This window comes from Ktedonobacter sp. SOSP1-52 (genome assembly GCF_016587395.1).
Genome location: NZ_BNJH01000001.1, coordinates 620,781 through 637,814, shown reverse-complemented (window position 1 = coordinate 637,814; position 17,034 = coordinate 620,781). Strand labels below are relative to the sequence as shown.

The following is a 17,034-nucleotide window of genomic DNA, read 5'->3' as shown; positions in this document are numbered from 1 at the left end:
TCGTCGAGATGGAGCATGAGCGTTTCGCGTTGCCGATCGTCAACGCAATGGCGACTCATTTTCTCGCCGCGACTGCAGCGGCACGCCATATGCGCAAGAACGGATCGGGCGTTATCCTGGCTCTCACCGCTCAGGCCGCGCGGTCACCGTACCCCAATGTCGGCGGCTTCGGGGTTGCCGGTGCCGCGATCGAGGGCTTTTGCCGACAGCTAGCGGCTGAAGTAGGATCACAGGGGATTCGCGTCATCTGTCTGCGATCGGCCGGTTCCCCGGACACACCCGGAGTGGACGAGGTCTTCCACCGTCATGCTGAGAATGCTGGTATTTCCCGGGAGGCGTTCGAGGCTAGTATTGCGGAGAAAACGCTGCTCAAACGGCTGCCGAAGCTTGCCGAAGTGGCGAACGTGGCGGCCCTGATGGTGTCGGATTACGCCAGCGCGGTCACCGGCGCGATTGCTAACGTGACCTGCGGCGAAATCGTGGACTAGCCGAACATCTCGCGGCTGGTATCGTTTTTGGATGACTGGAATTGAACAGCCTACGGGACCAGCAGCGAGATGTATCTTCGGTTAAAGTGCCTCATGCATGGAAACATGAGAGCAATGAAGGACGTTCTCAGATCAGTTCACTGATGAGATAAAACTCGTTGAGCATCCCGTGGGTAGAGCGACCGTGCGTGTGCGGACCACCTCCCCTCGTTTTCTCCCGGTGTAGCCTGATGCACAGACCGCATCAAGTCGGCGTCGAGGAGAAGGTAACATGGATCACAGGGTAAGGCTCGCTGCCGTGCCGCCTGGCGTGTGGCATCCACGTCAAAGACGATGTAGCGACGACCTTGCTGATCCCAAATACCACCGATCGTCTCCGGTCCGGGGTCCACCCTTCAGCGAAACTGTTTTGCTCGAAGAGCTTGCGAAACGCTTCTAAGCAAGGACGATCTACGCTTGCCAGGAAACGGCTGAGTGTGGCACGATGGGGAAGTTCCGTACGCCCAAACAAGGGCCATGAAGGCCGCTCCAAATGGAGCGACACGTTCAAAGAAAGCCGACAATGTTCGCTCCCCACTCATTGCATACCCTAACAGGAGCGCAAGAAAATCAATCGATTCATAGCTGCCGAAACGTCCGCGCACCAACTGGACTTGATGCGAGAAGGTTTCCAGAAGTCCCTTGGTGGTAAGGTGCTGGGACAAGATGACCACTTCGGCAAACCATGCAGGAACAGAGGGCCGACTTACTGGAGAGGTTTGAATCTCTATGCTTGGGTTCGGTATCATACCTAAAACGACCTCCTCTTGAGAGTGGTTTTTGTTGCTCTCTCATTAGAGGTCGCTTTTTTCTTCACGCTGCTAGCTTGTTGTCATCTCGTTGCGTATCCCGTGGGAAACTCAAATGCGCATCAATCTGCTTCACCGACGCAGTGCCTCTAGCATCGGCACTAATTTGTACTTGCGCCGATGGCGATCCAGCAATTCAGACAGGTATATCTGCCATTCCTCTTCTCGGTCCATGTTTCGATAGGCCGTGTGCGCCTTCGCAAGCCAGTTCGCTGCCGCATGGTAGTATTGTGCTTTGCCTTCATCCATGAACGGCTCCGCCTGCTGGCGGCAGACCTTGATCACCCAATCGGGGTGCGACTGTAGAGCCGCATCCGCGACCCGCTCTATCAGAGTGTGGGTTGCATTGGGTTCTACCGTCGCGATGGCATCATCAATGAGTCCCTCGTGCAGGAATACATCGACTTGCCCTTGCGGCGTGTATGACTTCGTGCGGCGTGCGTATTCCAACAGGTTCTCACGCCGCTCCGGCCATTGCGGACCTGCTATCTCTGCCACGCGAAGATAATTCGCTAAGCTCAGTTCCTCGCGAAAGGCCACCTCAGCGGCCGATAGAGCACGCACCTGATCGCCCACCTTCACCGCTTCATCCCTCAACCACTTTGCGAGAGATGCCTTTGGCCCCTGGAGAAGAAGGCCTCTCTCAGCAATGTGCAAACCTTGCTCGCGCTCACTCCGATCATACAACGCTGTGGCAAGAGTAAGAGCCTCCTGCGCAGTTTCCAGATGTGCTTGTCCATAGGCGACGGCTTCTTGCGTGCGACCCAGGCGCACCAACATGCTGACATAAGCTTCGTTCTGCCCTTCCACTCTCGCAAGATGAAGATACTCTTGCAAGCGACCCCGTCGCTCCAATATATGGAGTCGGGCAACTATTACTTCAGGTTCTTCTCCCTCCCAGGAGTCGTTTTCGCTAAAGATGCCCTGTAAAATGCGTTGGAGGTGGGGATCATCCCAACCTCGGATTACCGCTTCCAGGGAAGCCGCAAAGACGTCCTCAACGCCGTAATCATCAATTTCCTGTTGCCAGGCCTCCAACTTCTTTGCCTGGGTCTTACGCTCCCCTGACGAAAGGTCCGCGCTGAGCACGGCTTCTGTCCAGACAGGGCCGAGATCATGAAAGAACCCACTGGCCTCACCATCCGAGTCATCCAGATTGGTCCAATCAGATATATAGGCTTCAGTAATGGCTTCAAGCAGGGAGAGCGCACTGCGACCATCATCTGCCTGGATTAATGTCCAGCCCTGGTCGAGTAACTGACGTACCTCATTGACGACCGCACCCACATGCCAGTAGGCATCAGAGGAACGCATCCGATCCAAACTGTGTAAAATAGAGCGTACTTGGCGACGTACAGCTCTGGCATCCACCTGGGCGCGTCGGGGTGAAGCGGCCGTTGGAGACACCATCGCCTCAGATGAAATAGACTTGGGTGATCCAACCAATTCTTCAATCACGTTCATGAGGGTAGGCTCTCGCTCAGCCAGTTTCAGCACAAGCGATTGCAATTGCTCACGATCTAGACCCGAGAGTAGATCTTCCAGCATAGGACACTGCCTTTCAAAATGTGGACAAACGTATTCAACACAATTTTAATTATTACACTTGAACCAGACAATAGCCCCTTGACTTCTACACACTCCTCGAGAATGCAGTGTGCTATATGCGGATCAAAACAGTGTAATAAAGGTCAGGGCATAATCGCGTGTACCTGCGTTTCCTCCGAGTGCTTATCATATGCGCGCCAGAAGACCCCTGTTCTTGAGACATGGGGATGAATGGCGCGTTCCTTGTTTGGAGTGGATGCAGGGCTTTCCAATTCTCACAAAGGAGGTGAAAAAGAAGAGTTTTCCTTGTAGAATACAAAACCAAATCACATCTCAAGGAAAACTCTGCATGGACTATACCACATTCATGCTCGCAAAACGAGCCGAACACGACCCAGAAACGCTTCCCGTCAATTCGTTGTACCAGAGCTTGCGAGCCCTCTCAGATACGAGACGAAAACAAGGAAAACGATACGAATTGGCCTTGGTTCTTTCTCTGCTTGTGCTTGCCAAACTAGCAGGGCAAAAGACCCTGAGTGCAGCAACCGAGTGGGTTCGTCATCATCGAGTGCCTTTAGCACAGCGCTTTGGGCTCTCCCGCCAGCAGATGCCATGCCAGATGACCTATTGCAATGTCCTTGCCAGAGTAGACAGCAAGCATCTCGATGAGCTTCTTTCTGCCTTTTTCACCCGTTGGGAAGCCCAGGCCCGGTGTGGAGAGGAACCCAGTCGCCTGCTGACGCCAGGCATCCAAGCCAAACATGCTCAGGTCGCTGTTGATGGCAAAGCCCTGCGGGCCACAAGCAAAGAGGCTCACCCGGTTCATCAACTCAGTTGCTATGAGGTGCAGACTGGCACCGTGCTTTGGCATTGCAATGTGCAAGACAAGGAAAATGAGATCAGTGCCCTCAAGCCCTTATTTGCACCTTCATGGGTGCGTGGGCGCATTCTCACCCTTGATGCTATGCATACTCAACGGCAACTGTGCGCGCAGGTCCTTCGTTTGAGTGGAGACTACATCTTGATTGCCAAGGACAATCAGCCAACGCTGCGAGAGGATATTGTTGCCTTCTTTGAGGATCCTTCTCCTGATCGACGGCGCTGGAAGCAGGCAGAAACCTGGAACAAAGGGCATGGGCGCTTGGAACATCGCCAAATTCTTTGTAGCCCTGATCTTAACGACTGGTTTAGCAAAGATTGGGAGGGCATCGAGCAAGTCTTTCGGCTGGAAAGAACCACGCGCATTCTCAAGTCGGGAAAGATCCGTCACGAGGTGGTCTATGGGTTGAGCAGTCTCTCGATATACCAAGCGCCTCCCACATGCATGCTTGAACTTATCAGAGCCCATTGGGCCGTTGAAAATTGCCTCCATCATCGACGTGATGTGACCTTAGGCGAAGATGGTTGTCAAACGCGTACAGGAGTGGTTCCCAGTCTGCTGGCCCAGCTCAATAGCACCGTCTTGAGTCTCATGGATCGCGTGGGGGTCCGCAATGTCGCTCGCCAGATGCGCTACTTTGATGCCCATATTGATCAAGCTCTTGATCTCGTTCTTACTGGACAATGTGTGGTTTATTAGAATTGGAAAGCCCTGGGAGTGGATGGGGAATGCTTGATTTTTTACATCTTTTCTGCTATCATGTAAGTATGAAACAGAAACGCGCTTTCAAGTATCGAATATACCCGACACCAGAGCAACAGCATATGCTTGCTCGTACCTTTGGGTGTTGCCGTTTCGTCTACAATTGGGCACTGCGTCAAAAGACTGATGCCTACTACAACAAACAGCAACGCCTCTACTATAAAGACCTGAGCACGATGCTGACCGAACTGAAAAAGCAAGAGGGAACGACATGGCTCAATGACGTTTCGAGCGTGCCTCTGCAACAAGCTCTTCGTCATCTCGATAAAGCGTTTCTGAATTTCTTTGAGGGACGTGCAAAGTATCCGACGTCCCATAAAAAGCGGAACAAGCAATCTGCCACGTACACCTGCAGTGCCTTCACGTGGAAGGATGGGCACCTGACCCTCGCCAAGATGAGTGACCCCCTCGAGATCAGATGGTCGCGTCCCCTGCCAGATGGGGCGACCCCTTCGAGTGTGACCATCACCAAAGACTGTGCCAATCGCTACTTCATCAGCATCCTGGTTGAGGATGAGATTGAGCACGTGCCCTCCATCGAGACCTCGATAGGTGCTGATCTTGGCTTGAAGTCCTTTGTGGTGCTCTCGACCGGTGAAGTGGTAGGCAACCCCAAATTCTTTCACAAGGATGAAAAGAACCTGGCCAAAGCCCAACGCCGTCATGCCAGGAAGAAAAAAGGCTCGAAAAACCGAGACAAAGCGCGTCTCAAGGTGGCTCGCATTCATGCCCGCATCGCTGACCGCCGCCGTGATTTTCTGCACAAACTTTCTACACGCTTGATCCGTGAGAACCAAACGATCTGCGTGGAGAGTTTGCAGGTCAAGAACATGGTCAAGCATCCAACCCTCAGCAAAGCCATCAGCGATGTGGGATGGAGTGAGTTTGTGGCCCAACTGGAATACAAAGCCGACTGGTACGGTCGAGATCTTGTCAAAATTGACAAGTGGTATCCCTCCAGTAAGCGCTGTTTCGAGTGTGGTCACCTCCTCGACTCCTTAGCGCTTGATGTCCGTCAGTGGACGTGTCCAGCGTGTGCTGTCCACCACGACCGCGATATCAACGCTGCCAAGAATATTAGGTCCGTGGGGCTCACGGTCCTCAACGCCTGTGGAGAGGCTGTAAGACCTGGACGGGTTTTGTCTCGTTCTGGCAAGACTCAGCGAAGCAGGAAACCCTCGAGGTGACTCGAGGAATCCCCTGGCTTGAGCCGTGGGGAGGATGTCAATCTAACAGAGCGACATGATTCCTCGCCTCAAAATCTTGGGGCGCTCTCACATGTTTGCTGCCTACACGCAAGGATTCCTTCTATGCACATAGCCGTCATAGATGAAGCAGACCTCATACAAGACATGCTCCGCTCGGTATTGGAACTCAGTGGACATCAGGTCGAAATATACCACACGATGCCTGATCAAATCGCCCAGTATGACCTGGTCATTGTGGAACCGGGGGAAGATGGTCAAGAGTTCATGCGCCTTCTTCCACTGCTCCGCTCCCACGCGCTCCCTATCCTGATTCTGACGTTCCACGAAGAAAATCTTACCCTGGCACGCCTCCATCTGCTCCCTGCTCTGTGGAAAATGCCTTTCCGGCTCTCATCGCTGCTCGCAACGATTGAGCAGTTTGGCTCGCAAGGCAGGCAGCACCAGAAGCACGACGTCTGCTTCCCACGCCAGATGGAGTCGTTCCGAAAAGAGCCCCAGCCCCTTCTTCAAGCTGTTCCTGCTCGCAGCAAACAGGCGATGTGAACGAAGAAAAGAAGAGGAGAACATCATGAACCCAGAGCCGCGACCACGTGACCAACAAGCCCTGACAATAGGAAGCCCCCCTGGACCCTCTAGCATCCTACAGGAGCGCCACCTCCCTGAAGAACATCTCCTGCTTACCTGCTCTCCACTCCTTGATACGCTCGCGATGGAGAGTATCGCAACCTCTCTGGTTGGTATGCTGCTCGCTCAAGGTAGGAGATCCTATCAAGTGGTAGACGGACGGGTGGATCACCAGACGCACCAGATCTATGGTATCTGTCAGGAGATAGATGGATCTACCTTGGTTGCCTTACTCAGGCAAGTAGCAGTGATGCCGCAGTGGATACGACAAAACAAGGAAGGCATGGGATAATGAGAGATGCTCCATGCCGTCCTCCCTGACAGCACTGGTGCATATCCTCCTGCTTTACAGCTTCCAGGACAACCCACAAGAGCGTGATTGGGCCACATTCACCAGTTTGTAGCCTTCATCATGCTGTACCCTGCCAGGAACAGAAGGATAGCTCATGTTGCTCGAAGCCTACCGCCGAAGGTCAAAGCATCTGCCTTTCACGGACAGAAAGCAGAGGTTTTTCGCTCAAAGAACGGAGCAGAATGGAGAATGAGCTATTTGTGGTATTCTATTTCACATTGCTTGGTAGAGTGTCCACACCATGCCAAAGAAAATGGAGGGAACCATGAAGAGTGATGAACAGAAGCGGAGAATGGAGCTTTTTCGCCAATATAGAGCGCTATTTGGTGATTTGGTGAGCGATGGCACGTACATGGTGGGCGATACGATTACGCTTGTCAATGGGATACAGGGGAAAGTGATCTGGACGTATCGCAGTCATGGAAAAGACGTGATGTACGTCTTGGAGGATGGGAACGATGTTCTGATTGGGATCACAGCAGATGGCATCGCAGGTGGGGTGTAATCGCGACAGATTGTGTGACAGAGGCAGAAGGTACTGCTTCAACTAGGTCAGCTTGTCACACGACATGTCCAGGAGGTTGAGCGTCAGGTTGCTGCACCGGATAGAGGCGCTTGAGTTTGATGCGCGCATCAGCCGTCCGAAATTGCCAGTTGACCGTGCCGATCTGCCGGTTCCGTTGATCTTGCCACTGTTGCGCTTGTTGACAGAGTTGCTCAACAGTCGCAATGTTGTGGGCCAGGCCCTGCCGCGCCAGCACGCTGAGTTCGATCTCAGCAATATTCAGCCAACTCGCATGCTTCGGCGTGTAGTGGATTTCCAGGCGGTCGATCAGCGCTTTGGCCTGTTCCGGCGGAAGGATTTCATAGAAAGAAGCGGGCGTATGCGTATTGAGATTGTCCATCACTAGGACAACTTTGGGGGCATCAGAATAGTGCTCTTCGAGCATCTCCTGCATAAAGAGCGCCCAGTCCTTCTTGGTGCGGTGTTCTGTGACCTTCAGATAACGTTTGCCCGCGAGTGGTTCATACGCAATGAACAGGTTCTCACTGCCTTTTTTCTCATACGTGTAGTCTTCGCGCGCTACCTGCCCTGGCTTGGCGGGTTCAGGGGAATATTTATCCTTGACAAGATTCTTGCCCATCTCATCCATGCAAAGTCTGGGCACCAACGGATCATACGGCTGCAATACACATCCAGCACATCTTCCATGCGCCACACAAAGTTCCCATCGGCTTCTTTGGGAAAGCACCACGATTTTTTGAGCCACGGCTTTAACTCGTTTTTTTTAACGCCTGCCTGACAGTCTCAGGACTGATATGCTCGACGTACTCCAATTTCACCATCTGGTTGGCGAGCAGTTCGAGCGTCCAGCGTTGTCGCCCATCGGGAGCCTTGCTACACGCGAGATGAATCAGTTGGGCTTCTCCTTTGCCATCTAGGCAGCGCCGTTCGGGACGTTCTCGTGGAAAGCTTCCCGTAAGGGCCACCCCCAGATTCTCCTGGACAAACCGTTGTTTGATGCGAATCACCGTGCGGCGACTGATGGAGAGCGCCTCGGCAATCTGTCCATCGGTGTGGCTGGGTTCGCTTTGACTCTGATCGCTCATCAGGAGCACCCGCGCCACTACGTAGTGTTTGGCTGGAGTGCCGCTCATCTGCGTCATTGCCTCCAGCCATCGGCGTTGCTCCTGGTTCAATCTCACCGAATACGTGTAATGATACGTGCTCATGCTTGCATTCCTTCTTTCGCTCTTCTTGATTTGCTCTTTCCTCGACTTCTGTGACATGTCATCTGGGCCACGGCGGCTCGTCTTTGACAAACTCGCTTCCGGGCGACGATCTTGCGCAAAAGCCGCCCGGAAGCATTCCTCGGCCTTTCAGGAGAAGCAAAATGAAGTTGATCCAGAGGAGAGTGAGGAGATCAAAACCGTTTCAAGCTGATTTCTGTTCATCGCTCTGCGTGAGCGGTTTGATGATTTTATCAACCAGGCGTGGGATGACCTCTTCCTGCTGGTAAAGTTCAACGATACTCAAGACAAGATGGGTTGCCCCGGCCTCGATCCAGATCTGTGCCGTCTCACGTGCTTGACGAAAATCCGCATCAGCCGGATTGAGCCGAAAGGCGGCTAAGCGTTCAAGCGTGCTGGGGTCACGCCCGATGGCTTCACAGTGCTGCGTCAGACGAGCGTTTTTCTCGCGAAAATCCTCGAGGGTTGGAGACATGGCGCTCCACACATTCGCATGTTTGGCAACGACCCGAAGCATCTGGTCGCCTGCTGCGGCGATAATGATCGGGGGATATGGCTTTTGCAGGGGCTTCGGTTCGCTATGGGCCTGGTGTAATTGATAATAGTGACCATCAAAGCTTGGTGTTGACTCCGTCCAAAGCTGCCGGATGACCTGGCAGGCTTCATCGAGCCGTTTCACCCGTTCGGCTGCGCCAGGAAAAGTCAGGCCATAGCCCTGATGTTCTTGTTCATGCGACGCGGCTCCAATGCCAAAATTGAGCCGCCCTCCTGAGATATGGTCCACCGTGACGGCTTGTCTGGCCAGAATGGCGGGATGACGATACGTAACGCCTGTCACTAGATGTCCCAGACGCACGCGCTCTGTCCGTGCGGCAAGTGCTGCGAGCAAGGTCCAGCTTTCAAAACAGGGACCATCTGTAGGCTCGCGTAAAGGCATAAAGTGGTCGAAGAGCCACATATGGTCAATCAAGGGTTCGCGGTCTGCCTCTAACCAGATCTCAAGGAGTCGTTGGTAGCTGATATGCTGTTGGGGAGTATGAATGCCAAAGTGTACTTGGGTGCTCATCAGTGCTCTCTTTCTCTTCTTCCAAGTGCCTAACCGTTTCTGGGGGAAGCGGTCAAGCATTGCACAAAACATTAACCGATTAATGAAAAATAAAATAGGCAAAAACAGATCGACTCCAAGGTTCTTTGCTTTCGCGCGTCAAGGTGCCGAAGGGATATCCTCAAGATTCTGAAGCATCTGTTTGACCAGGCGCATCAAAAAGGCCCGTTCGACCTCAGAGAGACCTGCGAGCATCTGCTCCTCAACGTAGGTTATGACCTGCGGGATGACCGCCTGAAGCGCCTTTCCTTTCGTCGTCAGTTTCACAATGACCAATCGAGCGTCAGTGGGATGGGGATGTTTCTCCACCAATCCCTGGCGGGCCATCCGTTGAACGGTTCGGGTGATCGAAGGGGCTTCAACAGCAAGCCGTTGGGCTATTTCTCCCACCGTAAGGCCCTCGGGTGTCTCCCAGAGCAATTCGAGGAGGTAATGCTGACCAGCGTGAACGCCATAGCGTTGAAGCTGTTGCCTACCAGCCTCCTTGGCTCTCCTGGAAAGATACGCAAACACCTGTAGAAACGATTCCGTCTTCATCCTTCGTTCTCCAGTATTTTTCATTAACCAGTTAAAGAGATTAAGCCATATTTTCCTGGTGTTGTCAACTCTGCTTCAAGAGGCAGGAGCTCAGTTTCGGCGGACTAGAACAAGCACAACAGATTCTGAGGGTCAATCTTCCCGGAACGAAGGTGCGATGGCCCGATGCTGGGGTTCCATATGCTACAACGAGAAGCTCACTTCCTTGCCAAAGAATTCTCTGTGACAATCTGAGGTAGTTGAAGCAGTACCTACCTCTTCTTGACACCTGAGTATCTTCTACGACGTATGTGGGGGTGATGAATAGAAACTCATCTGAGAGTGAAACAATATATTCACAGAATGTGGCGAATTATCGTAGTTTGATGGAAAGGAATAGCTCGGTTGTCTGGGACTGAAACTGAATGTGGAGCAAAGCAGAGATGCCCATAACACTCTATTGATGAGAGTGAACACTGGCAACCTTAGGACGTAGAACAGATGATGGAGAATATCTTTGCCCTCTTTGCCAAAAGAGGGATTGTCATGCGTATCTAACAAAGAGAACAGGAGGAGGCTGAGAGAACATGAGCCTCCTTCATGGGATCTGTAAAGAGCTTTGTGTACTTGGGTCAACATTGCGGAAAACGATCTGCAATTCGTCTGATCATCAAGTGTCTTTTTTGCCGCGTTCGAGACAAGTATTGCTGAGCTGAGGCGATTCTTAAAAATAATAAATTCGATTCTACTGAAGATATCGAAATCTAAATAAAGATCTGCGAGTGAAGAGGGATCTCTATCAGCGGTCAGCCAATAGTGCTCGATGCATTCCTGTCTAGTCATCGGGCGGCCTGGCTCCCCATTTTCATCTGCATGAAAATACCCGTAGCGAATATCATTATTCGAGTCATCTTCATTCATAGGTACATGTCCCTCCCGTCTCGTCTGTAGCTAGCTACCGATAAAGCGTCGTCTTACTGACGTGCATAGTCTTTGCAACTTTCTTTAGGATCCAAGCGCCATACCACTAACGTATCCCCTGCTCGGAGATGACTGAGGGCTTCGTCTAAGCCTTTACGCTCGGTTTTGGTGCCACTGAGTTTGTTTGTGTAGATATGCTTGGCGTCGCAGCCCGCTTTTAAAAGGGCATCCAGCTGGAAATCAAGGTTCTGGTCATGCGTCGAAACACGGGCGTAGCCGATTAACATATCTGCTCCTTATGTTAGCTAGAACAATGCTAGCTGGCCTGCTTTCTTCTGGGCTTTACGCTGCTGGAAATGCAAGCCGAGTACCGCTTTGTACATCACGCGGGTCAGTGAAACAGAGCGTATTTCCTCTCATTAAAGACTATGAAGATGCTTCTCTTATTACCTTTAGATAACGGCCGTTTTTCGGCACAAACTGTTCAGTCTTTTCGGGGGAGCTGTGCATCACCTCCGCAAGCGTGAAATGGACGCTTGACGAATCTCAAAACTCATGTCAAAATCAAAATGTCAAAACTATCGATCTTAGATGAGTAAGTGACATTTACAGCAGAGGTTCTATGAAGATTGGCTATATCCGGGTTTCCAAGCAAGAACAAAACGAGGCATTACAAAGGGATGCGTTGAAAGAAGCGGGATGTGAGAAGTATTTCAGCGATAAGATGACGGATCAACCTTTGAACGCAAAAGCTTGGAGGATACCCTGGCGTTTATCAGGCCAGGAGACACCCTGGTGGTCTGGAAACTTGACCGTTTAGGCCGCTTCCTCCAAGACCTCATCGCAACCCTCAACGGCCTTCAGGGACATGGGGTAGACTTTATCAGCCTCACCGAGAATATTGATACGACAACCCCAGGAGGAAAGCTGATTTTTCACCTGATGGGAGCGCTGGCTGAGTTTGAGCGCGATCTGATTCGAGAGCGAACGAATGCAGGATTAGCCGCAGCCCGTGCGAGGGGGCGCGTAGGAGGGAGACCCAGAAAACTGACCTCCAATGGGAAAGTTGCCCTGGCCTTGCGTCTGTTTGCAGATCCAAACCATTCCATTGATGATATTTGTTCGACGCTTGAGATCTCCCGTTCGACCTTATATCGATACGTCAGAGAGCAGAAGGCACAAACACCAGAATGAAAGCGAGTAGATGGCCGATAGCCTTTCCTGCTTGCGCCTGCGTTAGCGGGGAGATTGAAGGCTCCTATCAGGCTTGCAACCCCTTAGCGGGGAAAAGTGTACGAAAAAATGTTATGACCCCAATATTGCGATGACCCAGTTGTTTGCGGACGGTCGTCACCGGTACTTCCGCTTGCAGGAGCTGGCTAGCTCGGCTATGGCGTAGTTGGTGAATCGTGGCCTGGACGCCTGCGAGTCTACAGTACTTCTGCCAGGCGTAATGGGCGACGCTATACTCCAGGAGCAGGGGACTGCCTCCATAGCGCGGATCATCACGGAAGACCGAACCAGAGGTGATGTGACTCTGCTTGAGGTGACGCCGAAGCAAGCGCACACTTTCAGGCGCGGCGGTCAGCATCACCGTTCGCTCCCGCTGGCCCTTCCCAAAGACGCGGATCTTCTCATCATCTTGCGTCAGGTCCACTTCTGTCGCCAGGAGGCCAAGTGCTTCCCCGACGCGAATTCCCATTTCATACAAGAGGGTAAAAAGGGTCCGATCACGTAGGTTGGAGACAGGAATAGCCCCAAGAAGCTTTGTCACCGTTTCAGGCGAAAGTGGACGAGGTTCACGCTCGACTTGCTCAATAGAATCGAGCCGTTCCATCGGATTCGTCTCGACCACCCCATGACGAATGAGCCAATGGTAAAAGGCACAGAGGGTGCTGTAGCGCCGTCTTCGTGTCGCGGCACTCAAATGATAGAAGCTGGCGAGAAAAGCCTGAACCGTTTCTCCAGTCACCGCTGGCAGATCAGCAGGCGCAAATCGCACAAACAAGCGCAAATCATGGGCATACGACTTGATCGTGTTGACCGGAACAGAACGTTGACGGAGGCTGGCAACAAAGACCTCGACAGCATCAGACGTTTGTGGTGGCTGCTCAGACATGGCGTTCTCCTTCTCCTACCGGTAGTTTGTGGATTTGGGAAACCACTCCTAATTTCGAGTCTCTGTCCTGAGCAATTTGAGGTCGGATCATCCGTCTCTGATGAGTTTAAAGTGAGACGAAATCCCATGTCAACAAAGTACTGCTACAGCGGGGTTCATAAAAATTGAGCTACATGGCAGGCAAGCTTGTGTCACTCTCCTGGAAATGTGGTGATGGGTAAAGTAAACCAGAACGTGGCTCCCTGACCAGGAGCACTCTGCACCCCAACGCTCCCCTGATGTCGTTCAATGAACTCCCGGCACAAATAGAGGACCAATCCGAAACTCAGATCCAGTTCATGCTGGACGGCGCTGCCTTTGGCGCGATAGAAGCGTTCCCAGATATGATCAAGATCCTCTCTGGCAATGCCTGTTCCCTCGTTGTGGACGGAGACACGGGCGAGCGCTCCCTCCACCCGTACGTGCACCTCGACAGGCCGTCCTGGGGAAGAAAAGGTGAGTGCATTCGTCAAGTAGGTGGTGAGCACGTACGTGATCCGCTCGGCGTCAGCGAGGATGGGCACGCCTTGTTCCAAAGGCGGAACATCCAGCACGATGGGGTGCTCTGGCGCAGATTGTTGCTGCCTGGCCACCACCTCTCTGAGCAGGGTGCCCAGATCCTCAGGGGTCAAGGACAACGTGAGCGTATGGGTCTGGATACGCGCATCATCGATCAAGTCATTGATCATCCGTTGCTGAAGCCGGGCGCTCTGCGAAGCTGAGACTAAGGGTTGCTGAACAGAGACCAGTGAGTCGCGGATCTGGGCTGACAGAGGCGTGAACTGATCCTTTAAGGCTTTCAAGCGGCGCTGTGCCAATTGCAGATTGCCCATGATCCCCGTCAGTGGGGTGCGCAATTCATGCGTGGCCAGGGTCAGAAAGTCGCCAGCCAGGCGATGCACCTCGCGCTGGACGAGTGCTCTCTTCTGTTGCTCTCCCTGGGCGGAGAGACCGTGGATGCCCTCAAGGAGCAGCATGGTCTGCGCGGTGACGGCTTTCACAAGCGCAATCTCCTCTGGCATGTACTCCCCCTTAGAAGTCGCTGTGATGATGGTCAATATTCCAACCCACTGCTGCTCCAGAAACAGAGGAACGAACAGGAGGGTCTCGGAGCCAGAAGACGCGGGGTGAAGAGGCGCCGGAAAAGGCAGTTGTTTCCCGAGACGTTCAATGGTGTGCAACTGATCCCTCGCAAGCACGACCTCCTGGTTGGCGCCCAGGCGGGCGAAGGCCGCGTCGCCAATCCATTCTGAGGGATCGAAGCGTCCCCCAATGTCTCGCCAGTACTGTTCTCGTTCAGCGGTATAGCCACTTCCTGCGACAAAATACAGATGACCTGTTCGATGGCCGAACGCGAGCATGTTCACCCGGCGACCATCCAGGACAGACCGGATGACATCCACCACCTGCTGGGCTACGAAGAGCACCTGAGGCGAGAGAAGGAAGGTTTCTTCTGGCAAGAGGTGATTCATCTGTTCAGGAATCTGCTCGATCGCGGCAATCAACTTCAACATCGCCTCGTGGGCACGTTGGAGGTGGGAGACTTCCTGACAGCAATGTGTGAACTCCTGGATGATAGAGACAGTTTCTTCCACGTCGCGCTCTTGATCACTCGCGGAAAAGGAACGAACCGTAACGGAGATCGTGCGCCCGGAAGGGAGATGCAGCAGCAGCGCCTGTGCTGGCGAACAGGCTCCTGTTATCCCGGCAAGAGCGAAGTTCACCAGCCATTGCTCTGAGGGAGCGCATGGTGGCTGCTCATCAGAGCGGATGTAAGATGTGAGAAATTGCTGGTAGCCTCTTCCTTGACATTGGGCTTCGGAACCCACTTCAAAGAGCTTGCGAGCAGCGGCATTGATCCGTACAATCTTCTGGTTGCGATCACACGTAATGAGACCCTCCGGGAAAGACTCCCAGATGGCTTCCACCTGGTTGAGTCGCTTGTGTGTTCCCCTCAAAGGGCGGGCGTGAGGAACCGGCTTCTCTCCAGGCGTTCCACCCTGTTTCTGTTTGCGCTGTGTGACATGTTGCAAGCGTTCCCTCACCTGAGAGCTCCTTTCAGAAAGGCTCAATCGTGTTGCAAGCTGAGAAAAAGAACCTGATTCTAAGGTTATTGTATGCGTCGTAGAAAAGAGACTGTAATCTCATCACACTAAGATTGCCAGAGCGAGCACTCTTTCTCTTGAAAGAGAGGCCAATTATTGGGATAGCTCAATCTTTGTGAACACCGCTGTAGCGGTACTTTGTTGGCGAGGATGGAAGGGAGAGGAGAATGAAAGGAGAAGAAGAGAGAAGGAGGAGAGAAGAAGATGACAAAACGCATCGAGGTCGCCGCAGCTCCAGGGCCACTGGAGGACTATGCGAGGTGCTTTGATCCCATCTTTGGCAAGAGCAATCAGCGCGAAGGGTTCCGCCGCTATCTCGAGGGGCTCTTGCTGCCAAGCGAGCGGAACAAGACCCTCACCGGGCTGGTCAACACCGAGCCACTGGTGGGAGCGCACCAGCCACGAGCGCAGGCCTTACAATGGTTTCTCTCCGAGTCGGACTGCGATGAGCGCAAGGTGCAAGCTGAGCGGCTCACCATCTTGCGCGAGGACCCCAGCACAATGCCGACCAAGGACGGGGTCCTGGTCATCGATGAGACAGGGGATCGCAAGGATGGCCACAAAACGGCGCATGTGAGCCGCCAGTACCTGGCCAATGTGGGTAAGATTGACAATGGCGTGGTCTCCGTCAGCAGTCTGTGGGCCGACGAGCGCGTCTACTACCCGCTGGATGTCGAACCCTACACCCCGGCGCTCTATTTTGCCAAGGGGGAACACGACCCAGCCTTCGTACGAAACTCAAGATTGCCTTGCAACTGGTGCAACGAGCCATGCAGCAGGCCCTCCCTTTTCGAGCGGTGGTGGCTGATTCCTTTTATGGCGAGGATCGCGGCTTTCGCAGCGGTTTAGCCGATCTACAGGTCCCGTATGTGCTGGCTCTCAAGCCTTCCCACGCCTGGTGGCATCCAGAAGAAGAAGCCGGAACCTTGCAAGATGTCGCCCATGAGGCTGGATGGAAGGGGAGTAAGCATCCAGGCAAGTGGGTGTGCGTCTGCAGGACCTTTCGCGATGGGCGTCAAGAGGACTGGTGGGCGCTGGAGATCGTGGCGGGGCCATTTGGCCCAGATCAGAAGGAACGGGCCATGGTGGTGGCAACCGACCCCCAGCAGCTGCCTGACACCACGACCTCGTACCTGGTCACGAACCTGCCGGCCTCCTCTGAAACGGAAGCCTCATGGCCTGCAGCCACGCTGGAAGAAGTGATGAGGCTCTATGGGTTGCGCATGTGGATTGAACAGAGCTACAAACACGTCAAACACGCCTTGGGCTGGTCCCAGTATCAGGTGCGAAGCGACACCGCGATCCGCCGGCATTGGCAATTGGTCTGTTGCGCGTTCTCCTTTTGCTGGTACCATCTCAGTCACCCGGCCGTGTGCACGGCCCAAGCGTTCAGCCAGCCGCCTGAACCAGCAACCGCTCCCACCACCAGTACCTCGGCCGCGCCAGCCGACGCGGGGAAAAAAATCACCACGGCCCACGAGAGACGGCCGCAGGTGTCGTGGCCAGCAGCCCTTCGAGTCGTGCGGGGATGGCTCGAGCCTTGGATCATGCTCAGGCGCTATTGGAGCGGTTGGTCGTCACTGCCCCCACCTCCTGCCGTGCAACGACTCTTTCAAGGGCTTGAGCGGGGACAGGGCCTCGCTCTCTACAGCTCCGCTTGACCCTCGCCAACAAAGTATCGGTAGTACTCGTGTACTATATAACTAGGAAAACTGCTCATATATTCGTCGAGTAACAGAAAAAGAAAAATCGGCCAGTGGAGCCTGT

16 protein-coding genes and 2 pseudogenes are annotated in these 17,034 nt (G+C 53.5%); 10 read left to right on the top strand and 8 right to left on the bottom strand.

The window, feature by feature from the left end; translation table 11 throughout:
- Positions 1–8 precede the first annotated feature (8 nt).
- Together JMJ16_RS55850 and JMJ16_RS02805 are read left to right on the top strand one after the other, a co-directional pair.
- Positions 9–488: an SDR family oxidoreductase gene (locus JMJ16_RS55850; RefSeq protein ID WP_255553158.1), complete on the top strand. Its 480-nt coding sequence runs from the start codon at positions 9–11 to the stop codon at positions 486–488.
- Between the two features lie 271 nt (positions 489–759).
- Positions 760–927 (top strand): hypothetical protein, encoded by a 168-nt coding sequence (locus tag JMJ16_RS02805; protein WP_201378234.1) that lies wholly within the window; start codon positions 760–762, stop codon positions 925–927.
- Positions 928–1,408: 481 nt separating this feature from the next.
- Here the strand turns inward: JMJ16_RS02805 and JMJ16_RS02800 are convergent, their stop codons facing one another.
- A complete protein-coding gene (locus JMJ16_RS02800; RefSeq protein ID WP_201378232.1) occupies positions 1,409–2,884 on the bottom strand; it encodes an SWIM zinc finger domain-containing protein in 1,476 nt (491 codons plus the stop codon).
- A 349-nt stretch (positions 2,885–3,233) separates the two neighbouring features.
- Between JMJ16_RS02800 and JMJ16_RS02795 the strand changes: the two genes are divergently transcribed.
- The 5 genes from JMJ16_RS02795 (at position 3,234) to JMJ16_RS02775 (ending at position 7,215) form a co-directional block, all read left to right on the top strand.
- Positions 3,234–4,463 carry an ISAs1 family transposase gene (locus JMJ16_RS02795; RefSeq protein ID WP_201377602.1) on the top strand — a complete coding sequence of 410 codons (1,230 nt, stop codon included), beginning with the start codon at positions 3,234–3,236 and terminating at the stop codon, positions 4,461–4,463.
- Between the two features lie 68 nt (positions 4,464–4,531).
- Entirely contained in the window at positions 4,532–5,713 is a 1,182-nt protein-coding gene (tnpB, locus tag JMJ16_RS02790; RefSeq protein ID WP_201382714.1) for an IS200/IS605 family element RNA-guided endonuclease TnpB, read from the top strand.
- Between the two features lie 123 nt (positions 5,714–5,836).
- Positions 5,837–6,277 (top strand): response regulator transcription factor, encoded by a 441-nt coding sequence (locus tag JMJ16_RS02785; protein ID WP_201378230.1) that lies wholly within the window; start codon positions 5,837–5,839, stop codon positions 6,275–6,277.
- A gap of 25 nt (positions 6,278–6,302) precedes the next feature.
- On the top strand, positions 6,303–6,650 hold the full coding sequence (locus tag JMJ16_RS02780) for a hypothetical protein (RefSeq protein ID WP_201378228.1): 348 nt from the start codon (positions 6,303–6,305) through the stop codon (positions 6,648–6,650).
- 325 nt (positions 6,651–6,975) lie between these two features.
- Positions 6,976–7,215, top strand: a complete 240-nt coding sequence (locus tag JMJ16_RS02775; RefSeq protein ID WP_201378226.1) for a hypothetical protein — start codon at positions 6,976–6,978, stop codon at positions 7,213–7,215.
- Positions 7,216–7,270: 55 nt separating this feature from the next.
- Here JMJ16_RS02775 and JMJ16_RS02770 read toward each other — a convergent pair whose 3' ends face one another.
- The 5 genes and pseudogenes from JMJ16_RS02770 to JMJ16_RS02750 form a co-directional block, all read right to left on the bottom strand.
- Positions 7,271–7,930: an IS630 family transposase gene (locus JMJ16_RS02770; RefSeq protein ID WP_255553157.1), complete on the bottom strand. Its 660-nt coding sequence runs from the start codon at positions 7,928–7,930 to the stop codon at positions 7,271–7,273.
- Between the two features lie 55 nt (positions 7,931–7,985).
- Positions 7,986–8,444, bottom strand: a complete 459-nt coding sequence (locus tag JMJ16_RS02765; protein ID WP_201378223.1) for a helix-turn-helix domain-containing protein — start codon at positions 8,442–8,444, stop codon at positions 7,986–7,988.
- A 202-nt stretch (positions 8,445–8,646) separates the two neighbouring features.
- Positions 8,647–9,528, bottom strand: coding sequence for a TIGR03560 family F420-dependent LLM class oxidoreductase (locus tag JMJ16_RS02760; protein ID WP_201378221.1), 882 nt, complete (start codon positions 9,526–9,528; stop codon positions 8,647–8,649).
- 138 nt (positions 9,529–9,666) lie between these two features.
- Positions 9,667–10,104, bottom strand: a complete 438-nt coding sequence (locus tag JMJ16_RS02755; protein WP_201378219.1) for a MarR family winged helix-turn-helix transcriptional regulator — start codon at positions 10,102–10,104, stop codon at positions 9,667–9,669.
- A 989-nt stretch (positions 10,105–11,093) separates the two neighbouring features.
- Positions 11,094–11,291 (bottom strand): annotated as a pseudogene (locus JMJ16_RS02750) (recombinase family protein); the annotation flags it as partial.
- A 335-nt stretch (positions 11,292–11,626) separates the two neighbouring features.
- On the opposite strand from JMJ16_RS02750, the pseudogene JMJ16_RS55840 reads away from it, so the two are divergent.
- A pseudogene (locus JMJ16_RS55840) lies at positions 11,627–12,198 on the top strand (recombinase family protein).
- Between the two features lie 67 nt (positions 12,199–12,265).
- On the opposite strand, the gene JMJ16_RS02740 reads toward JMJ16_RS55840, so the two are convergent.
- Both JMJ16_RS02740 and JMJ16_RS02735 read right to left on the bottom strand, forming a co-directional pair.
- Positions 12,266–13,123, bottom strand: coding sequence for a tyrosine-type recombinase/integrase (locus JMJ16_RS02740; RefSeq protein WP_201378215.1), 858 nt, complete (start codon positions 13,121–13,123; stop codon positions 12,266–12,268).
- A 191-nt stretch (positions 13,124–13,314) separates the two neighbouring features.
- Positions 13,315–15,207: an ATP-binding protein gene (locus JMJ16_RS02735; protein WP_201378213.1), complete on the bottom strand. Its 1,893-nt coding sequence runs from the start codon at positions 15,205–15,207 to the stop codon at positions 13,315–13,317.
- 264 nt (positions 15,208–15,471) lie between these two features.
- Between JMJ16_RS02735 and JMJ16_RS55835 the strand changes: the two genes are divergently transcribed.
- Both JMJ16_RS55835 and JMJ16_RS55830 read left to right on the top strand, forming a co-directional pair.
- A complete protein-coding gene (locus JMJ16_RS55835) occupies positions 15,472–16,116 on the top strand; it encodes a transposase (RefSeq protein WP_201378211.1) in 645 nt (214 codons plus the stop codon).
- The gene (locus tag JMJ16_RS55830; protein WP_201378209.1) at positions 16,038–16,928 is read left to right on the top strand and encodes a transposase; all 891 of its coding nucleotides are present in this window, start codon (positions 16,038–16,040) and stop codon (positions 16,926–16,928) included. Before JMJ16_RS55835 ends, JMJ16_RS55830 begins: the two co-directional genes overlap by 79 nt.
- The last annotated feature ends 106 nt before the right edge of the window (positions 16,929–17,034 follow it).

What these genes read in the sequence shown, in the direction of transcription:
- JMJ16_RS55850 (WP_255553158.1), top strand. Translation starts at nt 9, where the DNA reads ATGGAGCATGAGCGTTTCGCGTTGCCGATCGTCAACGCAATGGCGACT.
- JMJ16_RS02805 (WP_201378234.1), top strand. Translation starts at nt 760, where the DNA reads ATGGATCACAGGGTAAGGCTCGCTGCCGTGCCGCCTGGCGTGTGGCAT.
- JMJ16_RS02800 (WP_201378232.1), bottom strand. Translation starts at nt 2,884, where the DNA reads ATGCTGGAAGATCTACTCTCGGGTCTAGATCGTGAGCAATTGCAATCG.
- JMJ16_RS02795 (WP_201377602.1), top strand. Translation starts at nt 3,234, where the DNA reads ATGGACTATACCACATTCATGCTCGCAAAACGAGCCGAACACGACCCA.
- tnpB (WP_201382714.1), top strand. Translation starts at nt 4,532, where the DNA reads ATGAAACAGAAACGCGCTTTCAAGTATCGAATATACCCGACACCAGAG.
- JMJ16_RS02785 (WP_201378230.1), top strand. Translation starts at nt 5,837, where the DNA reads ATGCACATAGCCGTCATAGATGAAGCAGACCTCATACAAGACATGCTC.
- JMJ16_RS02780 (WP_201378228.1), top strand. Translation starts at nt 6,303, where the DNA reads ATGAACCCAGAGCCGCGACCACGTGACCAACAAGCCCTGACAATAGGA.
- JMJ16_RS02775 (WP_201378226.1), top strand. Translation starts at nt 6,976, where the DNA reads ATGAAGAGTGATGAACAGAAGCGGAGAATGGAGCTTTTTCGCCAATAT.
- JMJ16_RS02765 (WP_201378223.1), bottom strand. Translation starts at nt 8,444, where the DNA reads ATGAGCACGTATCATTACACGTATTCGGTGAGATTGAACCAGGAGCAA.
- JMJ16_RS02760 (WP_201378221.1), bottom strand. Translation starts at nt 9,528, where the DNA reads ATGAGCACCCAAGTACACTTTGGCATTCATACTCCCCAACAGCATATC.
- JMJ16_RS02755 (WP_201378219.1), bottom strand. Translation starts at nt 10,104, where the DNA reads ATGAAGACGGAATCGTTTCTACAGGTGTTTGCGTATCTTTCCAGGAGA.
- JMJ16_RS02740 (WP_201378215.1), bottom strand. Translation starts at nt 13,123, where the DNA reads ATGTCTGAGCAGCCACCACAAACGTCTGATGCTGTCGAGGTCTTTGTT.
- JMJ16_RS55835 (WP_201378211.1), top strand. Translation starts at nt 15,472, where the DNA reads ATGACAAAACGCATCGAGGTCGCCGCAGCTCCAGGGCCACTGGAGGAC.
- JMJ16_RS55830 (WP_201378209.1), top strand. Translation starts at nt 16,038, where the DNA reads ATGCAGCAGGCCCTCCCTTTTCGAGCGGTGGTGGCTGATTCCTTTTAT.